Genomic DNA, 26,405 nt, shown 5'->3' on the forward strand with positions numbered 1-26,405 from the left:
GCACCTCACCTTTCAAAAGGAGCAACCCATGGCATCGACGCTGAAGGTTCCCCAGACTAAGCCAAAGCCCAAGAAGGACAAGACGCACTTTCTCTACATCGCGGTTATCGTAGCTGTTGTGCTCGGTGCTGTGATCGGGTTGGTCGCCCCTGACTTCGCCCAGTCGCTCAAGCCCATCGGCACCGCGTTCATCGGGTTGATCAAGATGATGATCGCCCCGGTCATCTTCTGCACCATTGTGCTCGGCGTCGGTTCGATCGCCAAAGCCGCCACGGTCGGCAAGGTCGGCGGCATGGCGTTGGGCTACTTCATGCTCATGTCTACCTTTGCCTTGGGCCTCGGCTTGGTCGTCGGCAACGTGATCCACCCGGGCGAGGGCCTGGACATTTCGGGCACCGGCTACGAGGTGGAAGCCGCTGAGAGCCACGGCACCGTTGACTTCCTGCTAGGGATCATCCCCACGACACTGCTGTCGTCGCTGACGGCGGGCAACATCCTGCAGACCCTGTTCGTCGCGCTGATCGTCGGTTTCGCGCTGCAGAAGATGGGCCCGGCAGGCAAGCCGATCCTGCGCGGCATCGGACACATCCAGACGCTCGTGTTCCGCATCCTCATCATGGTCATGTGGCTGGCTCCCATCGGCGCTTTCGGTGCCATTGCAGCAGTCGTCGGCGCCACCGGCGTCCAGGCCATTATCAGCATGGCCACCCTCATGATCGGCTTCTACATCACCTGTATCCTCTTCATAGCCGTAGTACTGGGCCTGATCCTGAAGCTGTGCACCGGGGTCAATATCTTCAAGCTGATGAAGTACCTCGGCCGCGAGTACCTGCTGATCTTCTCCACTTCGTCCTCCGAGGCCGCGCTGCCCCGCCTGATTGCAAAGATGGAACACCTCGGCGTTTCCAAGCCCGTGGTCGGGGTGACGGTTCCGACCGGCTACTCCTTCAACCTGGACGGCACCGCCATCTACCTGACCATGGCAGCGCTCTTTGTCGCCACGGCTATGGGCAAGCCGCTTGAGCTCGGCGAGCAGATCTCGCTGCTGGTCTTCATGATCATCGCTTCCAAGGGTGCTGCCGGTGTCACCGGTGCCGGCCTGGCCACGCTGGCCGGCGGTCTGCAGAGCCACCGGCCGGACCTGGTTGACGGCGTGGGTCTCATCGTCGGCATCGACCGCTTTATGTCCGAAGCCCGCGCCCTGACCAACTTCACCGGTAACGCCGTGGCCACCGTGCTGATCGGCACCTGGACCAGGGAAATCGACCGCCCCCGGGTGGACGAGGTCCTGGACGGGCGGCTTCCCTTCGACGAAGAGACCATGAACGCCGGCCACGCGTCGGAAGAAATCGTCGAGGATCTTCGGGAGCCCGTCCGCGAGGCCGCGGCACCGGCACGCGACTCAGAACTGGCGACCTCCCGCCAGTAGCAGTCCCACGAACCCGCGAACCTGGGTTCCACACCGACGGCGGTACGTGCCTTCCCGGCGCGTGCCGCCGTCGGTGTTTCGTCGTCCGTCTCTGGCGATCCAGGCAATTGTCACAAGGGTTGGGAAGTGTAAACCTTAGACCTCTACTTGAAGCTAAAGGCTCGCCGGTGACGCTTGGCATATTCGGGAAATGACAGCATCGTGACTGTAACCTTGTCTGGAAGAAGAACAGCCGCGAAACGATGGAAGCTGGGATAGATACGTGAGTAGCGAACAGGGTTCGACGACTCTGCAGGAAGCGGAAGACGCGGTCATGGGCCCCACCGGCCGGCCGCTCACTGAATTTCCCGAGCCACCCGTGCTGACCTCACACGGACCAGCCCGGATCATCGCCATGGTCAACCAGAAGGGCGGCGTCGGCAAGACCACGTCGACCATCAATCTGGGCGCCGCGCTGGCCGAGGCCGGGCGGCGTGTCCTGCTGGTGGATTTCGATCCCCAAGGAGCCCTTTCCGCCGGGCTGGGTACTAACCCGCACGAGTTGGACCTCACCGTCTATAACGTGTTGATGGACCGCAAGGCCGATATCCAGGAGGCCATCCAGAGCACGGACTTCGAAAACATTGATCTCTTGCCGGCCAACATCGACCTTTCCGCGGCGGAAGTCCAGTTGGTCAACGAGGTCGCCCGCGAACAGGTGCTGGACCGGGCGCTGCGTAAGGTCGAAGACGATTACGACGTGATCCTGATCGACTGCCAGCCCTCGCTGGGCCTGCTCACCGTCAACGCCCTGACCGCCGCCCATGGCGTGATCATCCCGCTGATCTGCGAGTTTTTCGCCCTGCGGGCCGTGGCACTGCTGGTGGAAACCATCGAGAAGGTCCAGGACCGGCTGAACCCGCGCCTGCAGATCGACGGCGTGCTCGCCACTATGTACGACGCCCGCACCCTGCACAGCCGCGAGGTCATCGGCCGGCTGCTCGAAGCTTTCGGCGACAAGGTCTTCGAGACCGTCATCAAGCGCACGATCAAATTTGCCGACGCCACGGTGGCCGCGGAGCCGATCACCAGTTATGCCGGCAACCACGCGGGGGCCGGTGCCTACCGCCAGCTGGCCAGGGAGCTGATCGCCCGCGGCGGCGCACCCTGATGACTGACGCGGGACCGGCGGCGGAGACGCTGGCGGCACCGCGGGCCGAGGGCCGTCCCGGTTTCGAAGTACGGTTGGACAATTTCAGCGGCCCCTTCGACCTGCTGCTGGGCCTGATCTCCAAACATGAGATGGATATCACCGAGGTCGCACTGGCCCGGGTCACGGACGAGTTCATTTCCTACACCCGTCGCCTGCAGGAGTCCGGCCAGGACTGGGCGCTGGACGAAGCCAGCGAATTCCTCGTTATCGCCGCGACCTTGTTGGATCTCAAGGCGGCACGGTTGCTGCCCACTGGCGAAGTGGAGGACGACGAGGACATCGCCCTGCTCGAAGCCAGGGACCTGCTCTTTGCCCGCCTGCTGCAGTACAAGGCGTTCAAGCAGATTGCCGCGCTGATGGGACGCTGGCTGGAGGAAGAAGCTGCCCGCTACCCGCGCCAAGTCAGTCTGGAGCCGCAGTTCGCGGCGCTGCTGCCGGAGCTAATCTGGCGGACTTCGCTGGCGGACTTCGCCAAACTGGCGGGCAAGGCGCTGGAGCCGAAAGCACCAAAGCCCACGGAGGTGGGGCTGGCGCACCTGCATGCTCCGGCCGTCAGTGTGAAGGAGCAGGCGGCGATCATCGCGGACCGGCTCCAAGACGCCGGGCCGCTGTCCTTCCGGGCGCTGACCGCGGATGCTGCCGACACCACGGTGGTGGTCGCCCGCTTCCTGGCCCTGCTGGAAATGTTCCGCGACGCAGTCATCGCCTTTGACCAGGCGTCGCCGCTGGGGGATCTGACGGTGCGTTGGACCGGACCCGACAGGGACTGGAGTACCGAACGGCTTAGCGAGGAATACGAAGATGTGCCGGCGCCCGGGTCCGTCCCCGGGGACGGACCCGTTCCCGCCGCGGCCGGAAAGGAAGGGCAGGATGACTGACAGAGCCGATGCCGCGCCGTTGGCCGCGGAAGAATCCGGCGCGGATCTGCAGTCCCTCCCCGGCGGCCCCCGAGCTGCCCTCGAAGCGGTACTGATGGTCATCGATGAGCCGGCCACCGACGTCGAACTGGCCACCGCCCTGGGTCTGCCAATTGCCGAAGTCCGGACGCTGCTGGTGCAGCTCCAAAGGGATTACGACGGCGCGGGCTCTCCGGACGGTTCACCCCGGGGATTCGAACTGCGCAGCATTGCCGGCGGCTGGCGGATCTTCTCGCGCAGTGATTTTGCCGACATCGTATCCGGCTTCATCCTGGAGGGACAGACTGCCCGTTTGACCCAGGCCGCGTTGGAGACGCTGGCCGTGATTGCCTACCGCCAGCCGGTGTCCAGGGCGCGGGTTTCGGCCATCCGCGGCGTGAATGTGGACTCGGTGGTGCGGACCCTCGTCCAGCGTGGTCTGATTGAGGATGCGGGCACGGATCCGGAGACAGGAGGCCTCCTGTACAAGACCACCTCGTATTTTCTGGAAAGATTGGGTATAGGAAATGTTTCCGAGCTGCCCAAACTGGCACCGCATCTGCCGGGGCTGGAAAATTTGGCAGACATCGACGACTCCGATATCTAAGACTGACTCTCGCTAGTTCTAAGGACAGACCATGACACAGGCGCCCCGATCCGGTTCCGGCCGCAACAACCCACGCGGCGGCGGCAAGGGCCCCCGGCAGTCAGGCAAACCCGGTGGCGGTTTCTCCGGCGGCGCCGGCAAGGGCCGCTCCGGGAAGTCCTTCGGCAAGCCGCAGGACGGGCCCCAGGCCGGCAAACCGCGCCCGGGCCAGTCCGCCGGCGCCAAGCCGGGTTCAGCCGCAGGCCGCAAGCCCGGCGCCTCTGCGGGTCGGAAGCCCGGCCCCAACGCCGCGTCCGCCGGGCCGCGCGCCTACGGCAAGGAGCGTTTCGGCCAGAACCTCGGTCCGGTAAATAACCGCCCGAAGAAGGCCAAGACGCCCAGAACCGGGCACGGCGAGACCTCCGATCAGCATGATCCGCAGGGCGTGCGGCTGCAGAAGGTGCTCGCCGGTGCCGGCGTTGCCTCGCGCCGTGTCTGCGAAGACATGATCGAAGCCGGCCGCGTGGAAGTCGACGGCGTTGTCGTCACCGAGCTCGGCGTGCGTGTAGACCCCGCCACGGCCGTGATCCACGTGGACGGCATGCGGATCCAGACCGACGAGTCGCTGGTGTACTTCGTCTTCAACAAGCCCAAGGGCGTTGTCTCGACCATGGAGGATCCGGAAGGCCGCCCCTGTGTCAGTGATTACCTGAAGAAGAACAAGGACCAGCGCCTGTTCCATGTGGGCCGGCTGGACCAGGCCACCGAGGGTCTGCTGCTGCTGACCAACGACGGCGAACTGGCCAACCGCCTGACGCACCCGTCCTACGAGGTGCCCAAGACCTACTTGGTCCAGGTACGCGGCCCGATGGCGCACGGCATCGGCGCGCAGATGAAGGACGGCATCGAGCTCGAGGACGGCGTGGCCAAGGTGGATTCCTTCCGCTTGGTGGATTCGACCCCGGGGCACGTTCTGGTGGAGGTTGTGCTGCACTCGGGCAAGAACAGGATTGTGCGCCGGCTTTTCGACGCCGTCGGACATCCGGTGGTGCGGCTGGTCCGCACCCAGGTGGGTCCGATCAGGCTGAACGACCAGCGGCAGGGCACTATCCGCGCCTTGGGCAGGACGGAAATCGGTCACCTGCTGGCAACGGTAGGGATGTAAAGCTTGAATCCTGCACACCTACAGGCCACCCATCTCTCGGGTCCGGTTCTGGTTATCGGCACCGGTCTGCTCGGCGCCAGCATCGGACTCGGTCTGCGCGCCCGCTCCGTCGACGTCGTCCTCTCGGATCCCTCGCCCTCGGCACAGGCCGTCGCCCAGGATATCGGAGCCGGACGGGCTCTGGACCCGGGGGAGGAGTTGTCCCCGCAGCTTGTCGTCGTGGCGTCCCCTCCGGACGTGACCGCCCGGGTGGTTTCGCAGGCGTTGCGGGACTATCCGTCCGCCGTCGTTGTTGATATTGCCAGCGTCAAGGCCTCCGTACTCACCGAACTGCAGCAGGACCCGGCACTTGGAGTTGCGGATCTGGCGCGCTATATCGGCACGCATCCGATGGCGGGACGGGAGAAGTCCGGCCCGGTGGCGGCCCGCGGCGAACTGTTCACCTCCATGCCGTGGGTGCTGTGCCCCAACGAGCAGACCAGCGCCGCTGCCTTGAAGACGGCGCAGGCGCTGGCCATTGACCTCGGGGCAGTGGTCTCGAAGATGTCCGTGGATGAACATGATGCCTCGGTGGCCCTGATCTCCCACCTGCCGCAGGTGATGTCCTCGTTGCTGGCCAGCCGGCTGCAGGACACCGAGCCGCATGCCCTCTCCCTTGCGGGGCAGGGGCTGCGCGATGTCACCCGCATCGCCGCCAGCGACCCTGCCCTCTGGGTGCAGATCCTGGGCGCCAACGCAGCGAAGCTGGTTCAGATCCTCTACGGCGTTCGTGAGGACCTGAACCGGCTGATCGGCACCCTGGAGCATCCGGAGGCTGCCGGTGCGCGGCTGGATCTCGCGCAGCTGATCAGCGAAGGCAACGCGGGCCAGGCCCGGATCCCGGGCAAGCACGGCGCGCCGCCGCAGTCGTTCGCCTGGCTGACCGTGCTGGTGGATGACCGGCCCGGGCAGATTGCACAGCTGCTGACTGAGATCGGCGAGGTGGGCATCAACCTGGAGGATCTGCGGCTGGACCACTCCTCTGGACAGGACGTGGGTATGGTGGAAATTTCCGTCCTGCCCAGCAGACGGCAGGAATTGATTGACTACTTGGATTCGCACGGATGGAAGGTACTGCAATGAGCTCGGCAGCTACGGATATGAGGCACTACCGGCTGGGGAAACCACTGGTGGTGGCCATCGACGGGCCGTCCGGTTCGGGCAAATCCAGCGTCAGCAGGGAAACCGCCCGCCGGCTGCATGCGGCGTACCTGGACACGGGCGCTATGTACCGCGCGGTCACCTGGCATTGTCTGGATACCGGTGTGGACCTGCAGGAAGCGGCTTCCGTCGAGAAGGCCAGCCGCGAAGTGGACTTGAAGATCAGCACGGATCCCGACCACGAACTGGTCAGCGTAGGTGGCACTGATGTGACCTTGGCCATCCGTGAGCCCAGCATCTCCTCGGCGGTCAGCGCGGTGGCCACCACCCTGGGCGCCCGGGCCGAGCTCATCCGCCGCCAGCAGCAGATCATCGCGGACTCAGGAAGGCGGATCGTTGCCGAAGGCCGCGACATCACCACCGTGGTGGCCCCGGACGCCGAGGCCCGCATCCTGCTCACCGCCAGCGAAGAAGCCCGGCTGCGCCGCCGCGGTATCCAACTTGGCGGAACCCAGAGCGATGCGCAGCTGCAGGAGCAGGTCCTGACCCGGGACGCAAAGGATTCAACAGTGGTCAACTTCCACGAGGCCGCCGACGGCGTTTTCACCGTGGATTCCTCCGACCTGGACTTCGAGGAAACTGTCGAGGCCGTTCTCGCTGCAGTCCGCAGCGCTGCGCACTGACCTACACGAAAACCGGCCCTCGGCCGCCCTGTGGCTATACAGCGTCACGGTTGAATCCGCCAGCGTGTTTCAATGGACACTGCGGCAGAACCGATCTACATGCATTAACAGAAGGACAGCGACCATGAGCGCCACACAATCCGGCAACGGGCCCACCGGAGACGGATACACCGGCAGCGAGTACGAGCCCGCCGGCGAAGACAACATCGCCGAGCGTCTCGAGGAAATCGACGACGCCGAGGCTGAGCAGCGCGCGCAGTCCCTGCGCGCCGGCTTGGCGGACTATGAGCTGGACGAAGAGGACGCCGCTCTTCTGGCCGGAATGGACCAGGACTTCGACGAGGATGCGCCAAAACACTTAGATCCCGTCCTCGCCATCCTCGGCCGTCCCAATGTGGGCAAATCCACCCTGGTCAACCGCATTCTGGGCCGCCGCGAGGCCGTCGTGGAGGACACCCCCGGCGTGACCCGCGACCGGGTGACCTACGCCGCGCACTGGAGCGGCCGCAATTTCACCCTCGTGGACACCGGCGGCTGGGAGCACGATGCCAAGGGCATCCATGCCCGGGTGGCGGAACAGGCCGAGATCGCCGCCGACATGGCCGACGCCGTGCTGCTGGTCGTGGACGCCAACGTCGGCGCAACGGCAACGGATGAGTCCGTGGTCCGCATGCTCCGGCGCAAGAAGAAGCCCGTCATCCTGGTCGCCAACAAGGTGGACGACATGGCCCAGGAAGCCGATGCCTCCACTTTGTGGGGACTGGGCTTCGGGGAACCGTACCCGGTATCGGCACTGCACGGCCGCGGGACCGCCGACATGCTCGATGCCGTCATGGAGGTCCTGCCCGAGTATTCCGCCTACGGGGGACTGGAACGCAGCGGAGGGCCGCGCCGCGTGGCCCTGATCGGCCGGCCGAACGTCGGCAAGTCTTCGTTGCTGAACAAGCTGGCCGGCAGCGAACGCGTTGTGGTGGACCCGCTGGCCGGAACCACGCGCGACCCGGTGGATGAAATGATCGAGCTCGGCGGACGGACCTGGCGGTTCGTGGACACCGCGGGCATCAGGCGCCGCGTCCACATGCAGCAAGGTGCGGACTTCTACGCCTCGCTGCGGACGCAGTCCGCGTTGGAGAAGGCGGAGGTCGCCGTCGTTCTTCTGGCGGTGGACGAGGTGCTCAGCGAGCAGGACGTACGCATCCTGCAGCTGGCCATCGACTCAGGCCGGGCCTTGGTGCTGGCGTTCAACAAATGGGATTTGCTCGACGACGAACGACGACGCTACCTGGAACGCGAAATCGAGCAGGACCTGGCCCACGTAGACTGGGCGCCGCGCGTCAATATCTCCGCCAAGACCGGATGGCACAAGGACCGCTTGGTGCCAGCCCTCGACACGGCCCTGGAATCGTGGGACAGGCGCATCCCTACCGGACGGCTCAATGCGTTCCTCGGCGAGCTGGTGGCCGCCCACCCGCACCCTGTGCGCGGCGGCAAGCAACCCCGGATCCTCTTCGGTACCCAGGCATCGAGCCGCCCGCCGAAGTTTGTGCTGTTCACCACTGGGTTCCTGGATCCCGGATACCGCCGCTTCATCACCCGCCGCCTGCGCGAGACGTTTGGCTTCGAAGGCACGCCCATCGACGTCGCCATGCGTGTGCGCGAAAAGCGCAGCCGCCAGCGTTAAGTAACGCGGGGCACGGGTGGTAATCGCCGGCCAAAATATGCTGTAAGGTATTTGAGGTAGTTCAGCCGGGCAGGCCCCGGCAGGACAACGGGTTGTGGCGCAGCTTGGTAGCGCACTTGACTGGGGGTCAAGGGGTCGCAGGTTCAAATCCTGTCAACCCGACAGCAGGTAAAAGTCCCGGTGATCGTTGATCACCGGGACTTTTTTCATGCGTGCGCAGGCTCGCGTGGTGAGCGGCGGTGCGTGCCGACATGTGTCGCCGCTGGCTGTCGGAGGGTGAATTTCTGTGCCTATACTTTCAGCTGTGGCCCGTTGCCGTCGGCAACACCGGCCCAGAAGATCCAGCGGCGCAAGAGAGGCATTTACATGAGCAACGTTCCAGCAGACCTTCACTACACCGCCGAACACGAGTGGGTGACCGCTGCAGGCACCGAGGGAGTTGTCCGTATCGGCATCACGGACTTTGCCCAGGACGCACTCGGCGACGTCGTCTACGTGCAGATTCCGGAAACCGGAACCACCATCACCGCCAACGACGTTGTGGGCGAGGTCGAATCCACTAAGAGCGTCAGCGACATTTACGCACCGGTCACCGGTGAAGTAGTGGCATCCAATGATGCGCTGGAATCGGATCCGGCTCTGATCAACTCAGATCCCTATGGTGAAGGTTGGCTGATGGAAATACGGCTCGCTGATGCTTCGGCAACCGAATCACTGCTCAGTGCTTCGGAGTACGAACAGCAGGTAGGCTAGAGCTACCGGTACCGTAGTTTTTTGAACGGTCAACCGGTCACCGACCGGTTGACCGCTATTTTTGCAGGGGAGGACGATTTAATGGTGGGCGAAGAGCACAACGCAAGAGGCACCAGACATGACCATGGTGCTTCGGAGGCTTCAGCCGAGACCACTTCCATCAGCCTGCCCCCGCAGGCAAAGACTTACCTGCCGAAACCGCAGCTGACCACGGAAGAGGAAGCCGCGGTATTGGCGCTGCCGGCGGGGTCGGCCCTGCTGATCGCTCATAGCGGACCCAACCATGGCGCCCGCTTCCTGCTCGATCAAGACGTGACGACCGCCGGCCGGCACCCGGAAGCGGACATCTTTCTCGACGACGTGACCGTATCCCGCAAGCATGTCGAGTTCCGCCGCACCGGCGAAGGATTCACCGTGGTGGACTCCGGCAGCCTGAACGGCACATACGTCAACAACGACCGCGTCGACAGCTTGGCGCTGCGGACCGGTGACGAGGTGCAGATCGGAAAGTTCCGGTTGACCTACTACGCCGGCAGCGGGGCCGCTGGGAAGGGCCAGGCCTAGGCGGTGCCCGCATCCCAACCTATACGGCGTCCGCTCGGCACCGGCAGGGACACGTTCCGTAGCAGCGTCCTCAACATCGGGGAAGTGCTGCAGGAACTGAATGCGGAATTTCCGCAGATCAGCGCCTCCAAAATAAGGTTCCTGGAAGAAAAGGGCCTCATTTCCCCGCAACGGACGCCGGCGGGATACCGCAAGTACACGAGCCAGGATGTGGAGCGTCTTCGTTTCGTGCTGGCTTTGCAGCGGGACCAGTACCTCCCGCTCAAGGTCATCAAGGACTACGTTGACGCGATCGACCGGGGGGAGCGGCCCGAGGCCCTGCCTGGCGGCATGTCGCTGACCCCGCGCATGGTTTCCGGCCAGCTGGCCGAAGAGCTCAACGGGCGGGCGCGGTCCCTGACTCTGGCGGAGCTGCGTGATGCGGCCGGTGCTTCGACGGCATTGGTCCAGGAGCTTGTCAGCTTCGGACTTATCCAGGCCGCGGATTCCCGCTTTGACGAGCACGCCCTTAAAGTTGTCAAGGCCTGCGTACAACTCGAGGCCCACGGTATAGAGCCGCGGCACCTGAGGCCCTTTCGGACTGCCGCGGACCGGGAACTCGGTCTCGTGGAGCGTGCCGTGGCTCCCATCTCGTCACGGCGGGATGTGGCCTCAAAAGCACGGGCGGCCGAAACCGCCAAGGAAATCAGCGATCTTTGCCTGAACCTGCACAGCGCCTTGGTCAATGGACATATCGCGCGAATGGACCGCTGATCGGAGGAGCCATGCTCGAAGTCGAGGTTGTCGGGGTGCGGATTGAACTACCCTCCAATCAGCCGCTGGTCCTGCTCAAGGAAACCGAGGGCGAACGACACATCCCGATCTGGATCGGGGCGCCCGAGGCCAGCGCAATAGCTTTTGCCCAGCAGGGCATCAAGCCCCCGCGCCCCATGACGCACGATCTGCTATGCAGTGTTGTCCGGGAGCTCGACCGGACGATCACCGAGGTGCGGCTTGTCTCCGTTCAGGACACCGTCTTCTACGCGGAATTAGTGTTCGACGGCGGCCAAACAGTCAGCTCAAGGGCATCGGACGCGATCGCTGTGGCTCTGCGGGTTCCCTGCCCGATCTACTGCGCGGAAGAAGTCATGGAGGAAGCCGGGGTGCAGATTGCCGAGGCTTCCGAGGAGGAAGAAGGCGAAGCCGGACCCGCCGAGGAAAATGCTGAATCGCAGTTGCGCGAGTTCCGCGAGTTTCTGGCCGATGTCGAGCCGGAGGACTTCGAGAAATAGTGCCGGGCGTGCCACGGCAGGACGCGGGATTGCGCGATTCCGGCCGACACGCCGAATTCTAAAAGCCAACGTCTTTGACCCAAGCGCCCGGCCGTTCTAACGTCGAAGCATACAGTTCCCATTGCATGGCCGGATAACACAGGGCAGACTTAGAGCAAACCCTGAGAGTGTCGGCGGTGCCGACTTCCCCCTAGGGAACTTTCGACAAGGAGGGTTCACGTGAGTCCTAAAGGTGATGCGGGCGAGTTGTCGCACGCCGTAACGCCGGGTGCCGCGATTCCCGCTAGTGCACAGGGTTTGCTGTTCACCGAGGACCTGCCGGTTCTGGATGAAGACGCCGGCTACCGTGGCCCAACGGCCTGTAAAGCCGCAGGAATCACTTACCGGCAGCTGGACTATTGGGCCCGTACCGGCTTGGTGGAGCCTGCAGTACGCGGGGCTTCGGGCTCCGGTTCGCAGCGGCTCTATAGCTTCCGGGACATTCTGGTCCTGAAGGTAGTCAAGCGTCTGCTGGACACCGGAGTTTCTCTGCAGCAGATCCGTACCGCCGTGGAACACCTGCGGGAGCGCGGCGTGGAAGACCTGGCCCAGATCACGTTGATGAGTGACGGTGCTAGCGTGTACGAATGCACCTCTGCGGACGAGGTCATAGATCTGGTGCAGGGCGGCCAGGGTGTGTTCGGCATAGCGGTCGGACGTGTGTGGCGCGAAGTCGAAGGCAGCCTTGCCGCACTGCCCAGCGAACACGTTGCAGAACAGGATTTCCCCGAGGATGAACTGAGCCGGCGCCGGGTCCGCAAGATCAGTTAGCACTGACAAGCCCGGCGGCACGCACACCGCGTACGCACAAGACTAATAAGGAAGGGCACCCCTGCGGGTGCCCTTCCTTCGTGTCTGCGGGAGGGGCCGGTCAGCTGGGAGTCCGGCGCAGTACGCGGTTGCGCATGCGGCCGGAGTCCGTCAGGTTCTTCAGCAGTTCGTCGAAGAGGCCCGCGGCCTGACGCGCTGATTCCCCAGGCCAATGGTGGATGGCGTGAGCGGCACCCTGGATCTGCTGCCAGTTAGCCTGCTCGGCAATGGTGGGAGCCAGCAGCAGCTCACCGAACATGGATTTCATCTCGGCCAGGCGGAACGTGTGTTCATTTGAACCGGAGCGTACGCGGTTGGCGACCACTCCCGCCGTCGTGAGATTCGGCGCGTATTCGTCGCGGAATAATTCAATGGCCCGCATAGTGCGTTCCGTTCCGGCAACGGAAAAGAGGCTCGGTTCGGCAACCAGCAGCACGCGGTTGCTTGCCGTCCATGCCATGCGGGTGAGGCCATTGAGGGAGGGCGGGCAGTCAATGAGTACCAGCGAGTACCCTTCAACCCGGGAGAGGACCGTGGAGAGCCGGCGCAGGTCCCGGCGGCCGAGGTCAGGCCGGTCATAAATCCCGGTGAATGCAGAGCCGACGGCGACGTCGAGAATCCGCCGGCCCACAGAATGCTGCCCGTTGGCTGCAGCGGTGGCGACCCAGCCGCTGGGTGCAACGTTCGCCGCTAGATCCGCCCGGCGCGCGTTTTTCAGCAGGCGGCCTATATCCGTCTGGCGCGAAGGCCGGACGCCGAGACCCGTGGTCGCGTCTGCGTGCGGATCCAGATCTACGACCAGTGTGGGAATTCCTGCCGCCAGTGCCGCGGATGCCAGGCCCAAAGTAACTGACGTTTTTCCGACGCCGCCCTTGAGACTACTGATGCTCACTACTTGCACGTGTTAAACCAATACCTAACATGTCTTGTCATGACGGCTGCCCGCTGCTGGTGAACCAGTCGGGACCGGCCGAGAACCAAAAATCCCTCCACCATCATATGGTGCCTGCCCGTCGATAAGGGATTCCGGCACCTGTCCCGCCTGTCGGCTCCGCCGGAGGTGGTCCGGGTCCACCCGGATACCGCTATCATTACGTTCCAAGTGGGTGCATTTCGTGATGTGCGCAACACTTACTTGCCACGCGCAATAGCAGTACTTGAGACTTGCACCACAACCCCCGACCGATCGCAATGACGCAGGAGCGACATGTTCTCAAAAATCCTGGTGGCCAACCGTGGTGAAATCGCCATCCGTGCCTTCCGCGCCGCCTACGAGTTGGGCGCAAAGACTGTGGCGGTTTTCCCTCACGAGGACCGGAATTCGATCCACCGCCAGAAGGCCGATGAGGCATATCTGATCGGCCAGCAAGGACACCCGGTACGGGCATACCTCGACGTCAACGAGATTATCCGTGTTGCTAAGGAATCGGGTTGCGACGCGATCTACCCCGGCTACGGCTTCCTGTCCGAGAACCCGGATCTGGCCCGTGCAGCCGCCGGCGCTGGAATCACCTTTGTCGGCCCGCAGGCCGATGTCCTCGAGCTTGCCGGCCACAAGGTTCACGCTCTGGACGCTGCCCGCAAGGCCGGGATTCCGGTGTTGAAATCCTCTGCTCCGTCCGCTGACAAGGATCAACTGCTGGCAGCGGCCGATGAAATCGGATTCCCCATTTTCGTTAAGGCCGTTGCCGGCGGTGGCGGCCGTGGCATGCGGCGTGTCGACACCCGTGAGGCACTGCCGGAGGCCCTCTCGGCCGCCATGCGCGAGGCCGACACGGCCTTCGGCGATCCGACGATGTTCCTGGAACAGGCCGTGCTGCGACCTCGGCACATTGAAGTACAGATCCTCGCCGACGGCGAAGGCAACGTCATGCACCTGTTCGAGCGGGATTGCTCGCTGCAGCGCAGGCACCAGAAGGTTGTGGAGATTGCTCCTGCGCCGAACCTGGACGAGAACATCCGCCAGGCTCTCTACCGGGATGCGGTGAAGTTCGCGAAGGCGCTGAACTACACCAATGCAGGTACGGTCGAGTTCCTCGTGGACACGGTGGGCGAGCGCGCTGGTCAGCATGTGTTCATCGAAATGAACCCGCGGATCCAGGTTGAGCACACCGTTACAGAAGAAATCACGGACGTGGACCTGGTCCAGGCACAGCTGCGCATTGCCTCCGGTGAGACGCTCGCTGACATCGGTCTAAGCCAGGATACGGTGGCGATCAAGGGCGCTGCACTGCAGTCCCGTATCACCACGGAAGATCCCTCGAACGGCTTCAGGCCCGACGTCGGAAAAATCACCGGCTACCGCTCTGCGGGCGGCGCCGGTGTACGGCTCGACGGCGGTACCGTTTATGCGGGTGCCGAAATCAGCCCCCACTTCGACTCCATGCTGGTCAAGCTGACTTGCCGCGGCCGTGACTACGCCACGGCTGTCGCCCGCGCGCGCCGGGCGCTGGCGGAGTTCCGCATTCGCGGTGTTTCCACGAACATTCCGTTCCTCCAGGCCGTCCTCGATGATCCGGAGTTCGTCGCCGGGAATGTCGCGACCTCCTTTATCGACGAACGTCCGGAGTTGCTCCAAGCGCGCGTCTCCGCCGACCGCGGAACGAAGCTGCTGACCTGGCTGGCTGATGTGACAGTCAACCAGCCCAATGGTGCGCTGACGGCTAAGACCGCACCGGTGGATAAGCTGCCCCAGATCGCCCGCGAAGCGCTCGAATCCACGGCCGCCCTGCCGGTGATCCCGGCGAAGGGAACCCGGCAGTCGCTCCAAGAACTCGGACCGGAGAAGTTCGCTGCGGCCCTGCGCGCGCAGCAAGCTGTCGCCGTCACCGACACCACCTTCCGCGACGCCCACCAGTCGCTGCTGGCTACCCGCGTGCGTACCCGGGACCTGGTCTCGGCCGGTCCGGCAATCTCCACGCTGACCCCAGAGCTGTTCTCCGTGGAGGCCTGGGGCGGTGCGACGTACGATGTGGCGCTGCGCTTCTTGGGCGAGGACCCGTGGGAACGGCTGGCCGCCCTGCGTAAAGCTATTCCGAACATCTGCCTGCAGATGCTGCTGCGGGGACGCAACACCGTCGGCTACACGCCCTATCCGGAGGAAGTCACCGCTGCCTTCGTGAGGGAAGCAGCAGCAACCGGCATCGACATTTTCCGGATCTTCGACGCCCTGAACGATGTCTCGCAAATGGAACCGGCCATCCGCGCGGTACGCGAGACGGGGACAGCCGTGGCTGAGGTGGCCCTCTGCTACACCGGAGACCTGATGGACCCCGCGGAGGACCTCTACACACTCGACTACTACCTGGACCTTGCCCAGCGCATCGTCGACGCCGGCGCGCACATCCTCGCCATCAAGGACATGGCCGGACTGTTGCGTCCTGCGGCAGCCAAGAAATTGGTGACGGCACTGCGCGAGCGTTTCGATCTGCCTGTCCACCTGCACACGCACGATACAGCGGGCGGCCAACTGGCGACCCTGCTCGCGGCCGTGGAAGCGGGCGTGGATGCCGTCGACGTTGCCAGCGCAGCCATGGCCGGCACCACCAGCCAGCCCTCGGCCTCCGCACTGGTCGCCGCCCTGGCGAACACCGAGCGAGACACCGGTCTGGACCTTGCGGCCGTAGGCTCGCTTGAACCGTACTGGGAAGCGGTCCGACGCGTATACGCCCCCTTCGAGTCCGGGCTGCCCGGCCCCACGGGGCGGGTTTACCAGCACGAGATTCCGGGCGGACAGCTTTCCAATCTGCGCCAGCAGGCCATCGCGCTTGGACTGGGTGAGCAGTTCGAAGACATTGAGGACATGTACTCGGCGGCGGACCGTATCCTCGGTCGCCTGGTCAAGGTCACGCCGTCTTCGAAGGTCGTCGGTGACCTGGCTCTCCAGCTTGTGGGTTCCGGGGTCGACCCGGCCGATTTTGCCGAGAATCCGCAGAGCTACGACATACCGGACTCTGTTATTGGGTTCCTCTCCGGCGAGCTCGGCGATCCTCCCGGCGGCTGGCCGGAACCGTTCCGCACCAAGGCACTGCAGGGCCGGAAGATCAAGGTCCGCGACGTCGAACTCAGTGCCGAGGACTCGGCCGCGCTCCAAGCCGATTCCGCGACCCGGCGCAGTACTTTGAACCGGCTGCTCTTCGCCGGTCCCGCAAAGGACTTCGAAACGACCCGCGAAACATACGGTGACGTATCTGTGCTCGATACCCGCGACTACCTCTACGGACTGCAGCGCGGCACCGAGCACGTTATCGAACTTGAGAAGGGCGTGCGCCTCATCGCGACGCTCGGTGCAATTTCCGAGCCGGATGAGAAGGGCATGCGAACGGTTCACTGCACGCTCAATGGCCAGCAGCGCAACGTGGCTGTGCGGGACCGAAGCGTTGAATCCCAGGCAAAGGTTGCCGAGAAGGCGGATCCGAACGTTCCGGGCCAGGTTGCCGCGCCCTTCGCCGGTGCCGTCACGGTGACAGCCAAGGTGGGCGACGCAATCGCGGTGGGCGACACCATTGCCACCATTGAAGCCATGAAGATGGAAGCAGGCATCACCAGCCCCGTTGCCGGAACGGTGAAGCGGTTGGCGATCTCCTCCGTAGAGCAGGTTCAAGGCGGTGACCTGCTGCTCGTCATTGAGTAGTGGCTGATACGTAGGTTCTGTTGTTAAGCGGCAGTAGTGAGCGGCTCCCGGATGTTTGGTTTTCGGGGGCCGCTCTTTGCCGGTCCGGCGGAGCCGGCGCACGGGACTTCCCGGCGGTAGTGGCCGGCTGGACGGGCCGGGAGCCGGTGCCACTTACGGAGCCCACCATATATGTCGTCTAAAATGGTTGTCCGTGACTTACTTCGATTTGGCCATTATCGGCTCCGGTTCGGGCAACTCCTTGATAACTCCTTACTGGGACGGCAAGAAGGTGGCAATAATCGATGGCGGGACGTTCGGCGGTACGTGCCTGAATGTTGGTTGCATTCCCACTAAGATGTTCGTCTACCCGGCGCAGCTGGCTTCCGCAGCCAAGGAAGCGGCTTCGCTTGGAGTGGACATGGCGGTCAAGGACGTGCGGTGGCAGGAGCTGCGGGACCGTGTCTTCGGCCGGATCGACGCCATCTCCGAAGGCGGGCGGCGCTATCGCGACGAGGAACTGGACAACGTCACGCTGTATCCGGAATACGCGAAGTTCACCGGACCGAAAACCTTGGTCACGGCAAGCGGTCAAAGCATCGAGGCCGAGCACATCGTTATCGCGGCCGGTTCGCGTGCCCACCTGCCGGATGTTCCCGGTATTGACCTGCCGCAAGTGCACACCTCCGACACCGTCATGCGGATCGATCAGTTGCCGGCGCGTGTACTCATCGTCGGCGGCGGTTTCATTGCAGCCGAATTCGCCGCAGTTTTCTCTGGCTTTGGTTGTGAGGTGACGCAAATCAACCGGTCGGCACCCTTGCTGAAGTCCGAGGACCGGATTGTTTCGGAGCGCTTCACCGCCGCGGCTGCTGCGCAATGGAATCTGAAACTCGGCTGGACGCTTTCGCGGATTGAGGAGTCAGGGCCAGGGGTACGTGCCACCATCGCCGGCACCGACGGCGGTGAAGCTGTTGTCGACGCTGACATTGTCCTGGTGGCGACCGGGAGGCTGACCAATGCCGATTCCCTGGATGTTGAGGCTGCCGGCTTCGACCTGGAGGAAGACGGTCGGCTTGCTGTCGATGAATTCCAGCGCGTGCTCGCCGGCGGCAGTCCCGCCGAGGGCATCTGGGCCTTGGGCGATGTCAGCAGCCCATACCAACTCAAGCACGTGGCGAACCATGAAGCACGGGTGGTGACTCATAACCTTGAGCGTCCCGAAGATCTGCGCCGCAGCGACCACCAGTTCGTACCATCTGCAGTCTTTACCCGTCCGCAGATTGCCAGCGTCGGTTTGACTGAGGAACAGGCGCGGCAGGATGCCGAGGTAAGCGGCGCCCAAATCGTCACGGTCATCCAGGAGTATGGAACCACGGCCTACGGATGGGCGATGGAAGACGCAACCGGATTCGTCAAGCTCATCGCCGACAAGGCCACAGGACGACTGCTCGGCGCCCACATCATGGGCCACGAGGCCTCTATCTTGATCCAGCCCCTGATCCAAGCGATGTCCTTCGGCCTGGACGCGTACACCATGGCGCGCGGTCAGTACTGGATCCACCCGGCCTTGACTGAAGTAGTTGAAAATGCTCTGCTGGCGCTGGGGACGGACGCGCCGTCCACCTAGCGCCAGCAGGCCGTTCCAGGCCTTGGCTAGCGCCGGGAACCGGCTGTCGCGTAGATTTCCTCCACTACGGACGCATAGTCCTGCATGACCTGCGCGCGCTTGATCTTCAGTGACGGAGTCAGGTGCCCCGAAGCTTCGGTGAAGTCCGTGGGAACTACCCTGAAGGCTTTGATCGCTTCGGCTTGGGACACCGACTGGTTGGCATGGTCAATCAGCGACTGGATTTCGGCCCGGACCCTTTCGTGTTCAGCCGCTTCGGCAACCGTAGTACCGGCCGGGAGTCCGTGGCGTTCCAGCCAGCCGGGGAGAGCCTCATCATCCAAAGTGATGAGCGCCGCAATGAACGGCCTTTGGTCGCCGACCACCACGCATTGGGACACCAGGGCGTCGGCGCGGATCTGGTCTTCCAGCAGGGCCGGGATGACGTTCTTCCCGCCTGCAGTGACGATGATCTCCTTTTTGCGGCCGGTGATTTTCAGGAAGCCGTCGTCGTCCAGTTCACCGATATCACCCGTGCGGAGCCAGCCGTCGACGAAAGTTTCCTCGGTCAGGTCCGGACGGTTGAAGTAACCGCGCATCACGCAGATACCCTTGGTGAGGATCTCGCCGTCGTCGGCAATCTTGACCGCGTTGCCCGGCAGGGGAGCCCCTACCGTGCCGATCTTCACAAGGCTGGGAGTGTTGACGGATATGGGCGCCGTGGTTTCGGTCAAACCATAACCTTCGAGGACCAGCAATCCGATGCCATGGAAAAAGTGGCCAAGCCGTTCGCCCAGTGGACCGCCGCCGGAAACCGCGTACTCGACGCGCCCGCCCATGGCCTCACGGATTTTGTGGAAGACGAGCTTGTCGAAGAGCTTGTGCTTCAAGCTCAGCATTAAGGGAATTTTGCCGGCCTGCTCCGCCTTGGACCAGGCGATCGCTGTGTCCGCGGCGGCGTGGAAAATCTTGCCCTTGCCGCCGTCCTCGGCCTTGAGCATGGAACTGTTGTAAACCTTTTCGAAGACCCTGGGCACCGCGAGGATGAAGGTGGGGTGGTAGCTCTGCAGATCCGGCAGCAGGTTCTTGACGTCCGGGGTATGGGCCACGGTGGCACCACAGGTAACGCACAGAACCGAGATGAAGCGCGCGAAGACGTGGGCTAGTGGCAGGAACATGATGGTCCGGGCCCCCTCATGGGCGACGGCCGGCAGTGCGGCGGCGCCGCTTGCCGAAAGCTCCACGAAGTTGCCGTGGGTCAGTTCGCATCCCTTGGGCCGGCCTGTGGTACCGGAGGTATAAATGATGGTCGCCAGGTCATCCAGCCCAGCGAGTCCGCGGCGCTCCTCGATGACGCCGTCTTCGAGATCCGCACCGGCAGCACGCAGCGCATCCAATCCCGTACCGTCCAGCTGCCAGACGTGCTTGACGGCATCCAGTGACTCATTCGACACCGCTTGGCGTACGACGTTCTCGTGCGAAGCGCTTTCGACAAAGGCACCGACGGCACCGGAATCACCCAGGATCCAGGCAACCTGGCTGGGGGAGGATGTCTCGTAAATGGGCACGGAAACGCAGCCCGCGAACCAGATGGCAAAGTCCACCAGCGACCATTCATAGCGCGTACGCGCCATAATCCCCACGCGGTCCCCGGGAGCTATCCCGCTGGCAGCCATTCCCTTGGCAAGCAACACAACGTCGGCGAGGAATTCGGTGGCGCGGATGTCCTGCCATGTCCCGGAGGCATCCTTGCGGGAAAATAATGCGGGGTTGGAAGCTTTTCCGGCCTGCTTAACCACGAGATCCGTGATGTTCGAGTTCCGGGGAACATCCACCATGGCTGGGACGCTGTATTCGCGCACATCGACTCCTTTATTGACAGCAAACCACCCCAAGGGGTTTCCCTTAGCCTATAACCTAAATCACATTGCAGTACTCGCTGGTAACGTACGAATCGATAACGGAGTGCCGCCCGGCTGGGTGTTGCAGCGATTCCAGCACCTTCGGCTCCACCTGGCTGTGCCTGGGCTTCTCAGACCTGGGCGCCGTCGTCGCCGCTGTCCCTCTCGCCGGGCAGCCTTGAGACGAGATACGTGCCGGCAGCTATGATCATGATGATCAAACCGACGACGACGGCAAAGGGCGCGCTGCGCCAGAACATGGCCATGAGCAGCAAGGCCAGGGGTCCGCCGACAGCGCCGCACCAAGCCAGCACCAGCAGAGGTTCGCCCGTGCCCAGGGGCGCAGGCTCGGGCGGTACGAACTCGTCGTCCTCAGGGTCGGTCGCGTAGTAGTCCCTGGGGCCCGAGACGGGCACGCCGCCTTCCGGCGAACTTTCTGCCGGAAAGTTGGGGCCGGACAAGCCTGTTGCGGGTTGATTGCCGGCGTCAGCTGACTCTGGACTGTCCCGACCTGAAGTGTTCTTGTCCTGCGGATCCGGCGCTGCTTCGGCTGACTCGAGCCGGGCGACAAGATCCTGCCAGACAGCATCGTCCTGCGACGGTTCACGCTCAGACATTCGTGGCGTTCCTTTCGCCGGCATTTTCGAGGATGAACCGGGCCGAGTGATCAAAGATCTGTTCAGCATCATTATCCATGGTGGCCACATGGTAGCTGTTGCCAAGTTCAACGACCGTCAAGCGCCGGGAGCCGATCTGCCTGCGGATCAGGGCCGTGCTGGACTCCGGGACTACATGGTCTACGGTGGAGCGGAAAATCAGTGCCGGAGCCTCCACTCGTGGCAGCGCGGCGGTGGTATCGGCGAAGAGCCTGCTCAACTGGTGCACAGCGGCCACTGGGGTACGGGCATACGCCTGTTCATCCTGCCCGGGCTTGTTGATGTCGTTGGCGATGGCGGGGGTGGATCTGACGATGTATTTGAGTACGCCGGCAAACCGGGCAACAGGGTTGGCGAACGTGAGCCCCGGGTTGACCGCGATGACACCGGCGACCGGTCGGTACGCAGCCAACCGCAGGGCCAATGCGCCGCCCATGGAAAGACCTGCGGCGAAGACCGCGCTGCGATCGCGCGCGAGTTCGTCATATGCCTGCTCGACCGTGCCGTACCAGTGCTCCCATGGGGTCTTGGCCAATTCCTGCCAGGTCGTGCCGTGCCCGGGCAGCAGCGGCAGTCGAACGGCGAATCCCGCCGCGGCCAGATAATCGGCCCAGTTCTGCAGACTGCGGGGAGACCCGGTGAACCCGTGGCTGAGCACCACGCCGATCCGTGAATGAGGACCGTGGCCATTGCTCGCAAAGGGCCGGGGCGGCTCCAAGGTGGTCATGACACTATGTTGTCATCTGGTACCTATAATCTTCTATCCGCCCTCGCCGTTGCCACTGGGACTGGGGAGTCTACGCGGGCTGCGGATTACCTAGAGTAGAGTCACAAACGGAAATCGAAGAGACCGGCGCTGCGCTCGGCTCAACTGGAAGGGCTCACGTGTTCTATTGGGTGATGAAGACGATCTTCATTGGACCGGTGGTCCGGCTCCTGTTCCGCCCATGGATCAAGGGCCTCGACAACATTCCAGATGGTCCGGCAATCCTGGCCAGCAACCACATGTCTTTTTCCGACTCGATCTTCCTGCCGCTGGCGGTGCCCAGGCCCGTGGTGTTCCTGGCTAAATCCGAGTACTTTAACGGCCGTGGATTGAGAGGCAGGATGACAGCCGCCTTCTTCCGGCTTACCAACCAGTTGCCGATGGACCGTTCAGGCGGAGCCGCGTCGGCGTCGTCGTTGTCAGGGGGAGCGGATGTCCTGAATGCGGGCGGACTGCTCGGCATTTACCCGGAAGGCACACGCAGTCCTGATGGGCGGCTCTACCGGGGCAAAACCGGCGTCGCCAAACTGGTTCTGAGCACAGGAGTGCCAGTGGTCCCGGTCGCCATGATAGGCACCGACAAGGTCCAGCCCATCGGCCGACGCATCCCGAACATCCGACGGGTCGGAACTATTATTGGGAAGCCGCTGGACTTTTCAAGATACGAAGGCCTGGAGAACGACCGCTTCATTCAGCGTTCCGTCACAGACGAAATCATGTACGAGATCATGCGGCTCTCCGGCCAGGAATACGTTGACGTGTATGCCAACACGGTGAAGGCGCAGCAGGCAGCGCGCAAGTCCGCCAAGGCCGGGCAGGAGCAGCGTAAGGCTGAAGCCGTGGGGGCTGCCGGCGAGGCTCTGCAGAAGCCGGGCACAGTCAAGGCACCTGGTGCCATCACGATCATCGGTAGCCCGGAATCCCTTGCCAAGGCACCCGATGCCGCGCATACAGAGCATGTGCCCCGCGCGCAGCCAGATACCCATGCCGCATCATCTGGCACGACTGACTCCGCCGGCAGCAACGACTCCGGGGAGTCCGGCCGGGGCCGGAAACCGCGCAAGCCCGGGTCCTGAGCCGGGGCAGGCCAAGGTAGGACAATGCCGTCAATGTGACTCATTCGGCCGCACGCATTACGGCGGGGCGGAAACGAGAGTTCAAGGGGTCTAGCATTGATGTGTGACTGAACTTAGTGCATCTGCCCCTGTATCCACTCCGCAGCCCGGCGCCGCCGAATATCCCGGCCTGGATGCCTGGCGTGATCTGCCTGTTGTCCAACAGCCAACGTGGCAGGACAGCAAGGTGTACGAGTCATCTCTAGCCGAGCTCTCCGCCCTTCCGCCGCTGGTATTTGCCGGGGAAGTGGATGTGCTGCGCGGACGGTTGGCCGAAGCCGCCGAAGGCCGGGCCTTCCTCCTGCAGGGCGGCGACTGTGCCGAAACATTCGAAGGCGCTACCGCGGATAAGATCAGTGCCCGTGTGCGCACTATCCTACAGATGGCAGTGGTGCTGACCTACGGTGCTTCCCTGCCCGTAATCAAGATGGGCCGGATGGCAGGACAGTTCGCAAAGCCTCGGTCTTCCAACGATGAAACCCGGGACGGTGTCACGCTGCCGGCCTACCGCGGCGACATGGTCAACGGCTTCGACTTTACCCCGGAGACCCGCGGCCACGACGCGTCACGGCTGGTTCGTGCGTACCACACTTCCGCCTCCACCCTGAACCTGATCCGCGCCTTCACCCAAGGCGGCTTCGCCGACCTTCGGCTGGTGCACCACTGGAACAAGGGATTCACCGCCAACCCAGCTCATTCGCGGTATGAATCCCTGGCCCGCGAAATCGACCGCGCGGTACGGTTCATGGATGCCTGCGGCGCGGATTTCGAGGCGCTCAAGCGGGTGGAATTCTTTGCCAGCCATGAAGCCCTCGTGCTCGATTACGAACGTGCCCTGACCCGGATCGATTCCCGTACCGGCCTGCCTTACGACACCTCCGGCCACTTCCTCTGGATCGGAGAGAGGACCCGCCAGATCGACGGTGCACACGTGGACTTCCTGTCCCGGGTCCGCAACCCCATCGGCGTGAAGCTTGGCCCCACCTCTACGGCGGATGATGCCCTGCGGCTGATCGACAAACTGGATCCGGAGCGTGAACCAGGCCGGCTGACCTTCATCACCAGAATGGGCGCCGGTAATATCCGGGAGAAGCTTCCCCCGCTGGTGGAAAAAGTTACGGCCAGCGGCGCCAAAGTGCTGTGGGTGACCGATCCTATGCATGGCAATACCGTGACTTCGCCGAACGGTTACAAGACCCGCAACTTCGACGACGTCATCGATGAGGTCCGCGGTTTCTTCGAGGTGCACAAGGGCCTGGGCACCTTCCCGGGCGGCATGCACATGGAGATGACGGGCGACGACGTTGCCGAATGCCTGGGCGGTGCGGATCCTATCGATCAGGAAGCATTCCTGGACCGGTACGAATCGGTGTGTGATCCGCGCCTGAACCACATGCAGTCCCTGGAAATGGCGTTCCTTGTAGCGGGAGCGTTGTCCAAGCGCTCCTGATTCCCGCCGTAAGGCTCCGCCGTCCGCTTAGACTACGGTCAGCGTGATGACGGAGCCTTCGGGTATGGACTCGTCCACGGGATCCTGCACCCGCACGGTGCCGAAGAATCCGCCTAGGATCTCGTTAATCTCGACTTTGAAACCCAGCTCTTCGAGCTGACGCCGGGCATCGTTCGCCTGCTGGCCAACAAGGTTGGGAACGTGAACCATGCGTGGGCCCTTTGACAGCGTCAGCGTCACGGTATCGCCACGGATGACATTGCCTTGCGCTGGATTCTGTGCGGCAATGTTCCCCTCGGGAACGTCCCGATGGAATTGAGCCTCCGGAGTAAATTCGACGGTCAGGCCGGCATCCTCCAGAGCCGCGGTCGCCTCGTCCCGGGACAATCCGGTGACATCGGGGACGGCAAACGGCTCTGGTCCCTTGGAGACCGTCAGATCCACCGGGGTGTTTCGGCGCAGCTGCTCTTCAGCCGCAGGCTGCTGTCCGATGACTTGGCCGGACGGAACTTCTTCGTCGAAGGCTTCGGTCACATCGCCGGCCGCCAGATGCGCCTCGGTCAGTTCAGTCTGGGCCTGTTCAACAGTCATTCCGGTGACGGACGGCACCGGGAATAGCTGGGGACCTTTGGAAACGAGCAGAGTCAGCGTTTCAAACCGCCGGATCTGCTCCGGCGCCGGTGGATCGGTTCCGATCGCCACACCGGCTTCGAGCTCCTCGTTGAAGGCTTCCTCAACCCGGAAGCTCAGCCCCTGATCCTGCAGGATGGACTGGGCCTCGCCGACAGGTTTGCCTGAGACTCCCGGAATTTCCACTGGCGCTCCCGGCCCCAGACCGAAGAACCATCCGGCGGTCGCGACAAGTACCGCGAGGATCCCCAGCACGATGGCCCAGAGCAGGCCCCGTCTGCGGGGATGCCTGCGTAGGGATTGCTCGGGTCGCCGTGCCTGTCGGGACAGCTCCTTCGAGCGGGCTTTAGCCTCGCGTTTCGTCAGCGGGGCTGCCGTATCAGAGACATCGGAAGAATCTGTCGCTTGCCCGCGGCCGTTTCGGGCATTCATCGCAGCCTGCGGCCGGGTCAAGGCCTGCGTGTGCTGGTATGACGGCGCAATCACTGTGGTCCGGTTGTCGTCTTGGCCGATAACTTCGGTCTGCGGGCTGGCCGGGCTGGGCAGGCTCTGTTCGTCCGGCGCGGGCGCAACGCCGGACGATCCTGCCCTCGGCGAATCGAGATCGGCGTCGCTCAGCGTGGTGCGGATGTGTCGCAGCTCCCCGAGGAGGGCGCCGGCATCGACCGGACGTTGCTCGGGATCGGAGGAAGTGCACCATAGCACCAGTTCATCAAGGTCCTTGGCCAGGCCGGGCACCAGTGTGGATGGTGCGGGCACCGTGGAGTTCACATGCTGGAAGGCGACATGAATGGGAACCTCGCCGGTAAAGGGCTGCCGGCCAGTGAGCATCTCGAAGAGCATGATGCCTGCCGAGTAGATGTCGCTGCGCGCGTCCGCGGGCGCTCCCGTCACCAGTTCCGGCGCCAAGTACGCTACGGTTCCGATCAGGGTCCCCGTGTTCGAGGTGGTGGAAACCGCACGAGCGAGCCCGAAGTCACCGATCTTGATCCGGCCGTCGGAGGACATTAGCACGTTCTCGGGTTTCACATCCCGATGAACAAGGTGCGCTTCGTGGGCGGCCGCCAGCCCCTCGATGACCGGATCCAGCAATGCCAGGGCCAGCCGCGGAGTCAAAGCACCCTTGTCATTGAGGACATCGCGCAATGTATGCCCCGGGACATATTCCATCGCTAGGTAGGCAACGTGGCCGTCGAACCCTTGGTCCAAGACGCCGACCACATGGGGGTGCGAGAGCTTTGCTGCAGACTTGGCCTCTCGGACGAATCGTTCCAGGAAACTGGTGTCCTCGGCCAAGTGCGGATACATGATTTTCAACGCCACATGCCGGTCCAGGCGGGTGTCGGTGGCCAGATAGACGGTGGACATGCCGCCGCGCGCGAGACGCGAAAGAATCAGGTATCGCCCGTCCACTGTTGCACCGACCATTGCATCCGTAACCCGTTCCTGCACTCTTC

The 26,405-nt window shown here is 63.5% G+C and carries 22 protein-coding genes and 1 tRNA gene; 18 read left to right on the forward strand and 5 right to left on the reverse strand.

The window, feature by feature from the left end:
• The first annotated feature begins 28 nt into the window (after positions 1–28).
• From J5251_RS13340 to J5251_RS13405, 14 genes are all read left to right on the forward strand, one after another.
• Positions 29–1,429: a cation:dicarboxylate symporter family transporter gene (locus J5251_RS13340; protein ID WP_244250669.1), complete on the forward strand. Its 1,401-nt coding sequence runs from the start codon at positions 29–31 to the stop codon at positions 1,427–1,429.
• A gap of 262 nt (positions 1,430–1,691) precedes the next feature.
• On the forward strand, positions 1,692–2,579 hold the full coding sequence (locus J5251_RS13345) for a ParA family protein (protein WP_139007443.1): 888 nt from the start codon (positions 1,692–1,694) through the stop codon (positions 2,577–2,579).
• Positions 2,579–3,499, forward strand: coding sequence for a segregation and condensation protein A (locus J5251_RS13350; protein ID WP_208574221.1), 921 nt, complete (start codon positions 2,579–2,581; stop codon positions 3,497–3,499). Before J5251_RS13345 ends, J5251_RS13350 begins: the two co-directional genes overlap by 1 nt.
• Positions 3,492–4,124 (forward strand): SMC-Scp complex subunit ScpB, encoded by a 633-nt coding sequence (gene scpB / locus J5251_RS13355; protein ID WP_208574222.1) that lies wholly within the window; start codon positions 3,492–3,494, stop codon positions 4,122–4,124. The genes J5251_RS13350 and scpB overlap by 8 nt, the downstream gene beginning before the upstream one ends.
• A 31-nt stretch (positions 4,125–4,155) precedes the next feature.
• Positions 4,156–5,268 carry a pseudouridine synthase gene (locus tag J5251_RS13360; RefSeq protein ID WP_208574223.1) on the forward strand — a complete coding sequence of 371 codons (1,113 nt, stop codon included), beginning with the start codon at positions 4,156–4,158 and terminating at the stop codon, positions 5,266–5,268.
• Positions 5,269–5,271: 3 nt separating this feature from the next.
• Positions 5,272–6,390 (forward strand): prephenate dehydrogenase, encoded by a 1,119-nt coding sequence (locus J5251_RS13365; protein WP_208574224.1) that lies wholly within the window; start codon positions 5,272–5,274, stop codon positions 6,388–6,390.
• Positions 6,387–7,091, forward strand: a complete 705-nt coding sequence (cmk, locus tag J5251_RS13370) for a (d)CMP kinase (protein WP_139007438.1) — start codon at positions 6,387–6,389, stop codon at positions 7,089–7,091. Before J5251_RS13365 ends, cmk begins: the two co-directional genes overlap by 4 nt.
• Positions 7,092–7,215: 124 nt before the next feature.
• A complete protein-coding gene (gene der / locus J5251_RS13375; protein WP_139007437.1) occupies positions 7,216–8,772 on the forward strand; it encodes a ribosome biogenesis GTPase Der in 1,557 nt (518 codons plus the stop codon).
• An 88-nt stretch (positions 8,773–8,860) separates the two neighbouring features.
• Positions 8,861–8,934, forward strand: a tRNA-Pro gene (locus J5251_RS13380).
• 204 nt (positions 8,935–9,138) lie between these two features.
• Positions 9,139–9,525 (forward strand): glycine cleavage system protein GcvH, encoded by a 387-nt coding sequence (gene gcvH, locus J5251_RS13385; protein ID WP_139007436.1) that lies wholly within the window; start codon positions 9,139–9,141, stop codon positions 9,523–9,525.
• Positions 9,526–9,606: 81 nt separating this feature from the next.
• On the forward strand, positions 9,607–10,089 hold the full coding sequence (locus J5251_RS13390) for an FHA domain-containing protein (RefSeq protein WP_139007462.1): 483 nt from the start codon (positions 9,607–9,609) through the stop codon (positions 10,087–10,089).
• A 21-nt stretch (positions 10,090–10,110) separates the two neighbouring features.
• Complete coding sequence (ftsR, locus tag J5251_RS13395) at positions 10,111–10,842, forward strand: transcriptional regulator FtsR (RefSeq protein WP_240793298.1); 732 nt, start codon at positions 10,111–10,113, stop codon at positions 10,840–10,842.
• An 11-nt stretch (positions 10,843–10,853) separates the two neighbouring features.
• A complete protein-coding gene (locus J5251_RS13400; RefSeq protein WP_139007434.1) occupies positions 10,854–11,360 on the forward strand; it encodes a bifunctional nuclease family protein in 507 nt (168 codons plus the stop codon).
• 219 nt (positions 11,361–11,579) lie between these two features.
• Positions 11,580–12,170, forward strand: coding sequence for a MerR family transcriptional regulator (locus J5251_RS13405; protein WP_139007433.1), 591 nt, complete (start codon positions 11,580–11,582; stop codon positions 12,168–12,170).
• 100 nt (positions 12,171–12,270) lie between these two features.
• On the opposite strand, the gene J5251_RS13410 is transcribed toward J5251_RS13405, so the two are convergent.
• A complete protein-coding gene (locus J5251_RS13410) occupies positions 12,271–13,110 on the reverse strand; it encodes a ParA family protein (RefSeq protein WP_139007432.1) in 840 nt (279 codons plus the stop codon).
• Between the two features lie 306 nt (positions 13,111–13,416).
• Between J5251_RS13410 and J5251_RS13415 the strand changes: the two genes are divergently transcribed.
• Together J5251_RS13415 and J5251_RS13420 are read left to right on the forward strand one after the other, a co-directional pair.
• A complete protein-coding gene (locus tag J5251_RS13415) occupies positions 13,417–16,842 on the forward strand; it encodes a pyruvate carboxylase (protein ID WP_139007431.1) in 3,426 nt (1,141 codons plus the stop codon).
• Between the two features lie 193 nt (positions 16,843–17,035).
• The gene (locus tag J5251_RS13420; RefSeq protein ID WP_208574225.1) at positions 17,036–18,451 is read left to right on the forward strand and encodes a mycothione reductase; all 1,416 of its coding nucleotides are present in this window, start codon (positions 17,036–17,038) and stop codon (positions 18,449–18,451) included.
• Positions 18,452–18,477: 26 nt separating this feature from the next.
• Here the strand turns inward: J5251_RS13420 and J5251_RS13425 are convergent, their stop codons facing one another.
• The 3 genes from J5251_RS13425 to J5251_RS13435 all read right to left on the reverse strand — a co-directional run bounded on the left by J5251_RS13425 (position 18,478) and on the right by J5251_RS13435 (position 21,714).
• Positions 18,478–20,292: an AMP-dependent synthetase/ligase gene (locus J5251_RS13425; protein ID WP_244250670.1), complete on the reverse strand. Its 1,815-nt coding sequence runs from the start codon at positions 20,290–20,292 to the stop codon at positions 18,478–18,480.
• A gap of 170 nt (positions 20,293–20,462) precedes the next feature.
• Positions 20,463–20,948: a hypothetical protein gene (locus J5251_RS13430; RefSeq protein ID WP_208574226.1), complete on the reverse strand. Its 486-nt coding sequence runs from the start codon at positions 20,946–20,948 to the stop codon at positions 20,463–20,465.
• Positions 20,941–21,714 carry an alpha/beta hydrolase gene (locus tag J5251_RS13435; RefSeq protein ID WP_208574227.1) on the reverse strand — a complete coding sequence of 258 codons (774 nt, stop codon included), beginning with the start codon at positions 21,712–21,714 and terminating at the stop codon, positions 20,941–20,943. The genes J5251_RS13430 and J5251_RS13435 overlap by 8 nt, the downstream gene beginning before the upstream one ends.
• A 158-nt stretch (positions 21,715–21,872) precedes the next feature.
• Here J5251_RS13435 and J5251_RS13440 point away from each other — a divergent pair, with 158 nt between their 5' ends.
• Together J5251_RS13440 and J5251_RS13445 are read left to right on the forward strand one after the other, a co-directional pair.
• A complete protein-coding gene (locus tag J5251_RS13440; protein WP_208574228.1) occupies positions 21,873–22,829 on the forward strand; it encodes a lysophospholipid acyltransferase family protein in 957 nt (318 codons plus the stop codon).
• Between the two features lie 103 nt (positions 22,830–22,932).
• A complete protein-coding gene (locus J5251_RS13445) occupies positions 22,933–24,318 on the forward strand; it encodes a class II 3-deoxy-7-phosphoheptulonate synthase (protein ID WP_208574229.1) in 1,386 nt (461 codons plus the stop codon).
• 27 nt (positions 24,319–24,345) lie between these two features.
• Here J5251_RS13445 and pknB read toward each other — a convergent pair whose 3' ends face one another.
• Positions 24,346–26,400, reverse strand: a complete 2,055-nt coding sequence (gene pknB / locus J5251_RS13450; RefSeq protein ID WP_432264401.1) for a Stk1 family PASTA domain-containing Ser/Thr kinase — start codon at positions 26,398–26,400, stop codon at positions 24,346–24,348.
• Positions 26,401–26,405 lie beyond the last annotated feature (5 nt).

The organism is Arthrobacter crystallopoietes (assembly GCF_017603825.1).
Lineage (GTDB): Bacteria > Actinomycetota > Actinomycetes > Actinomycetales > Micrococcaceae > Crystallibacter > Crystallibacter crystallopoietes_B.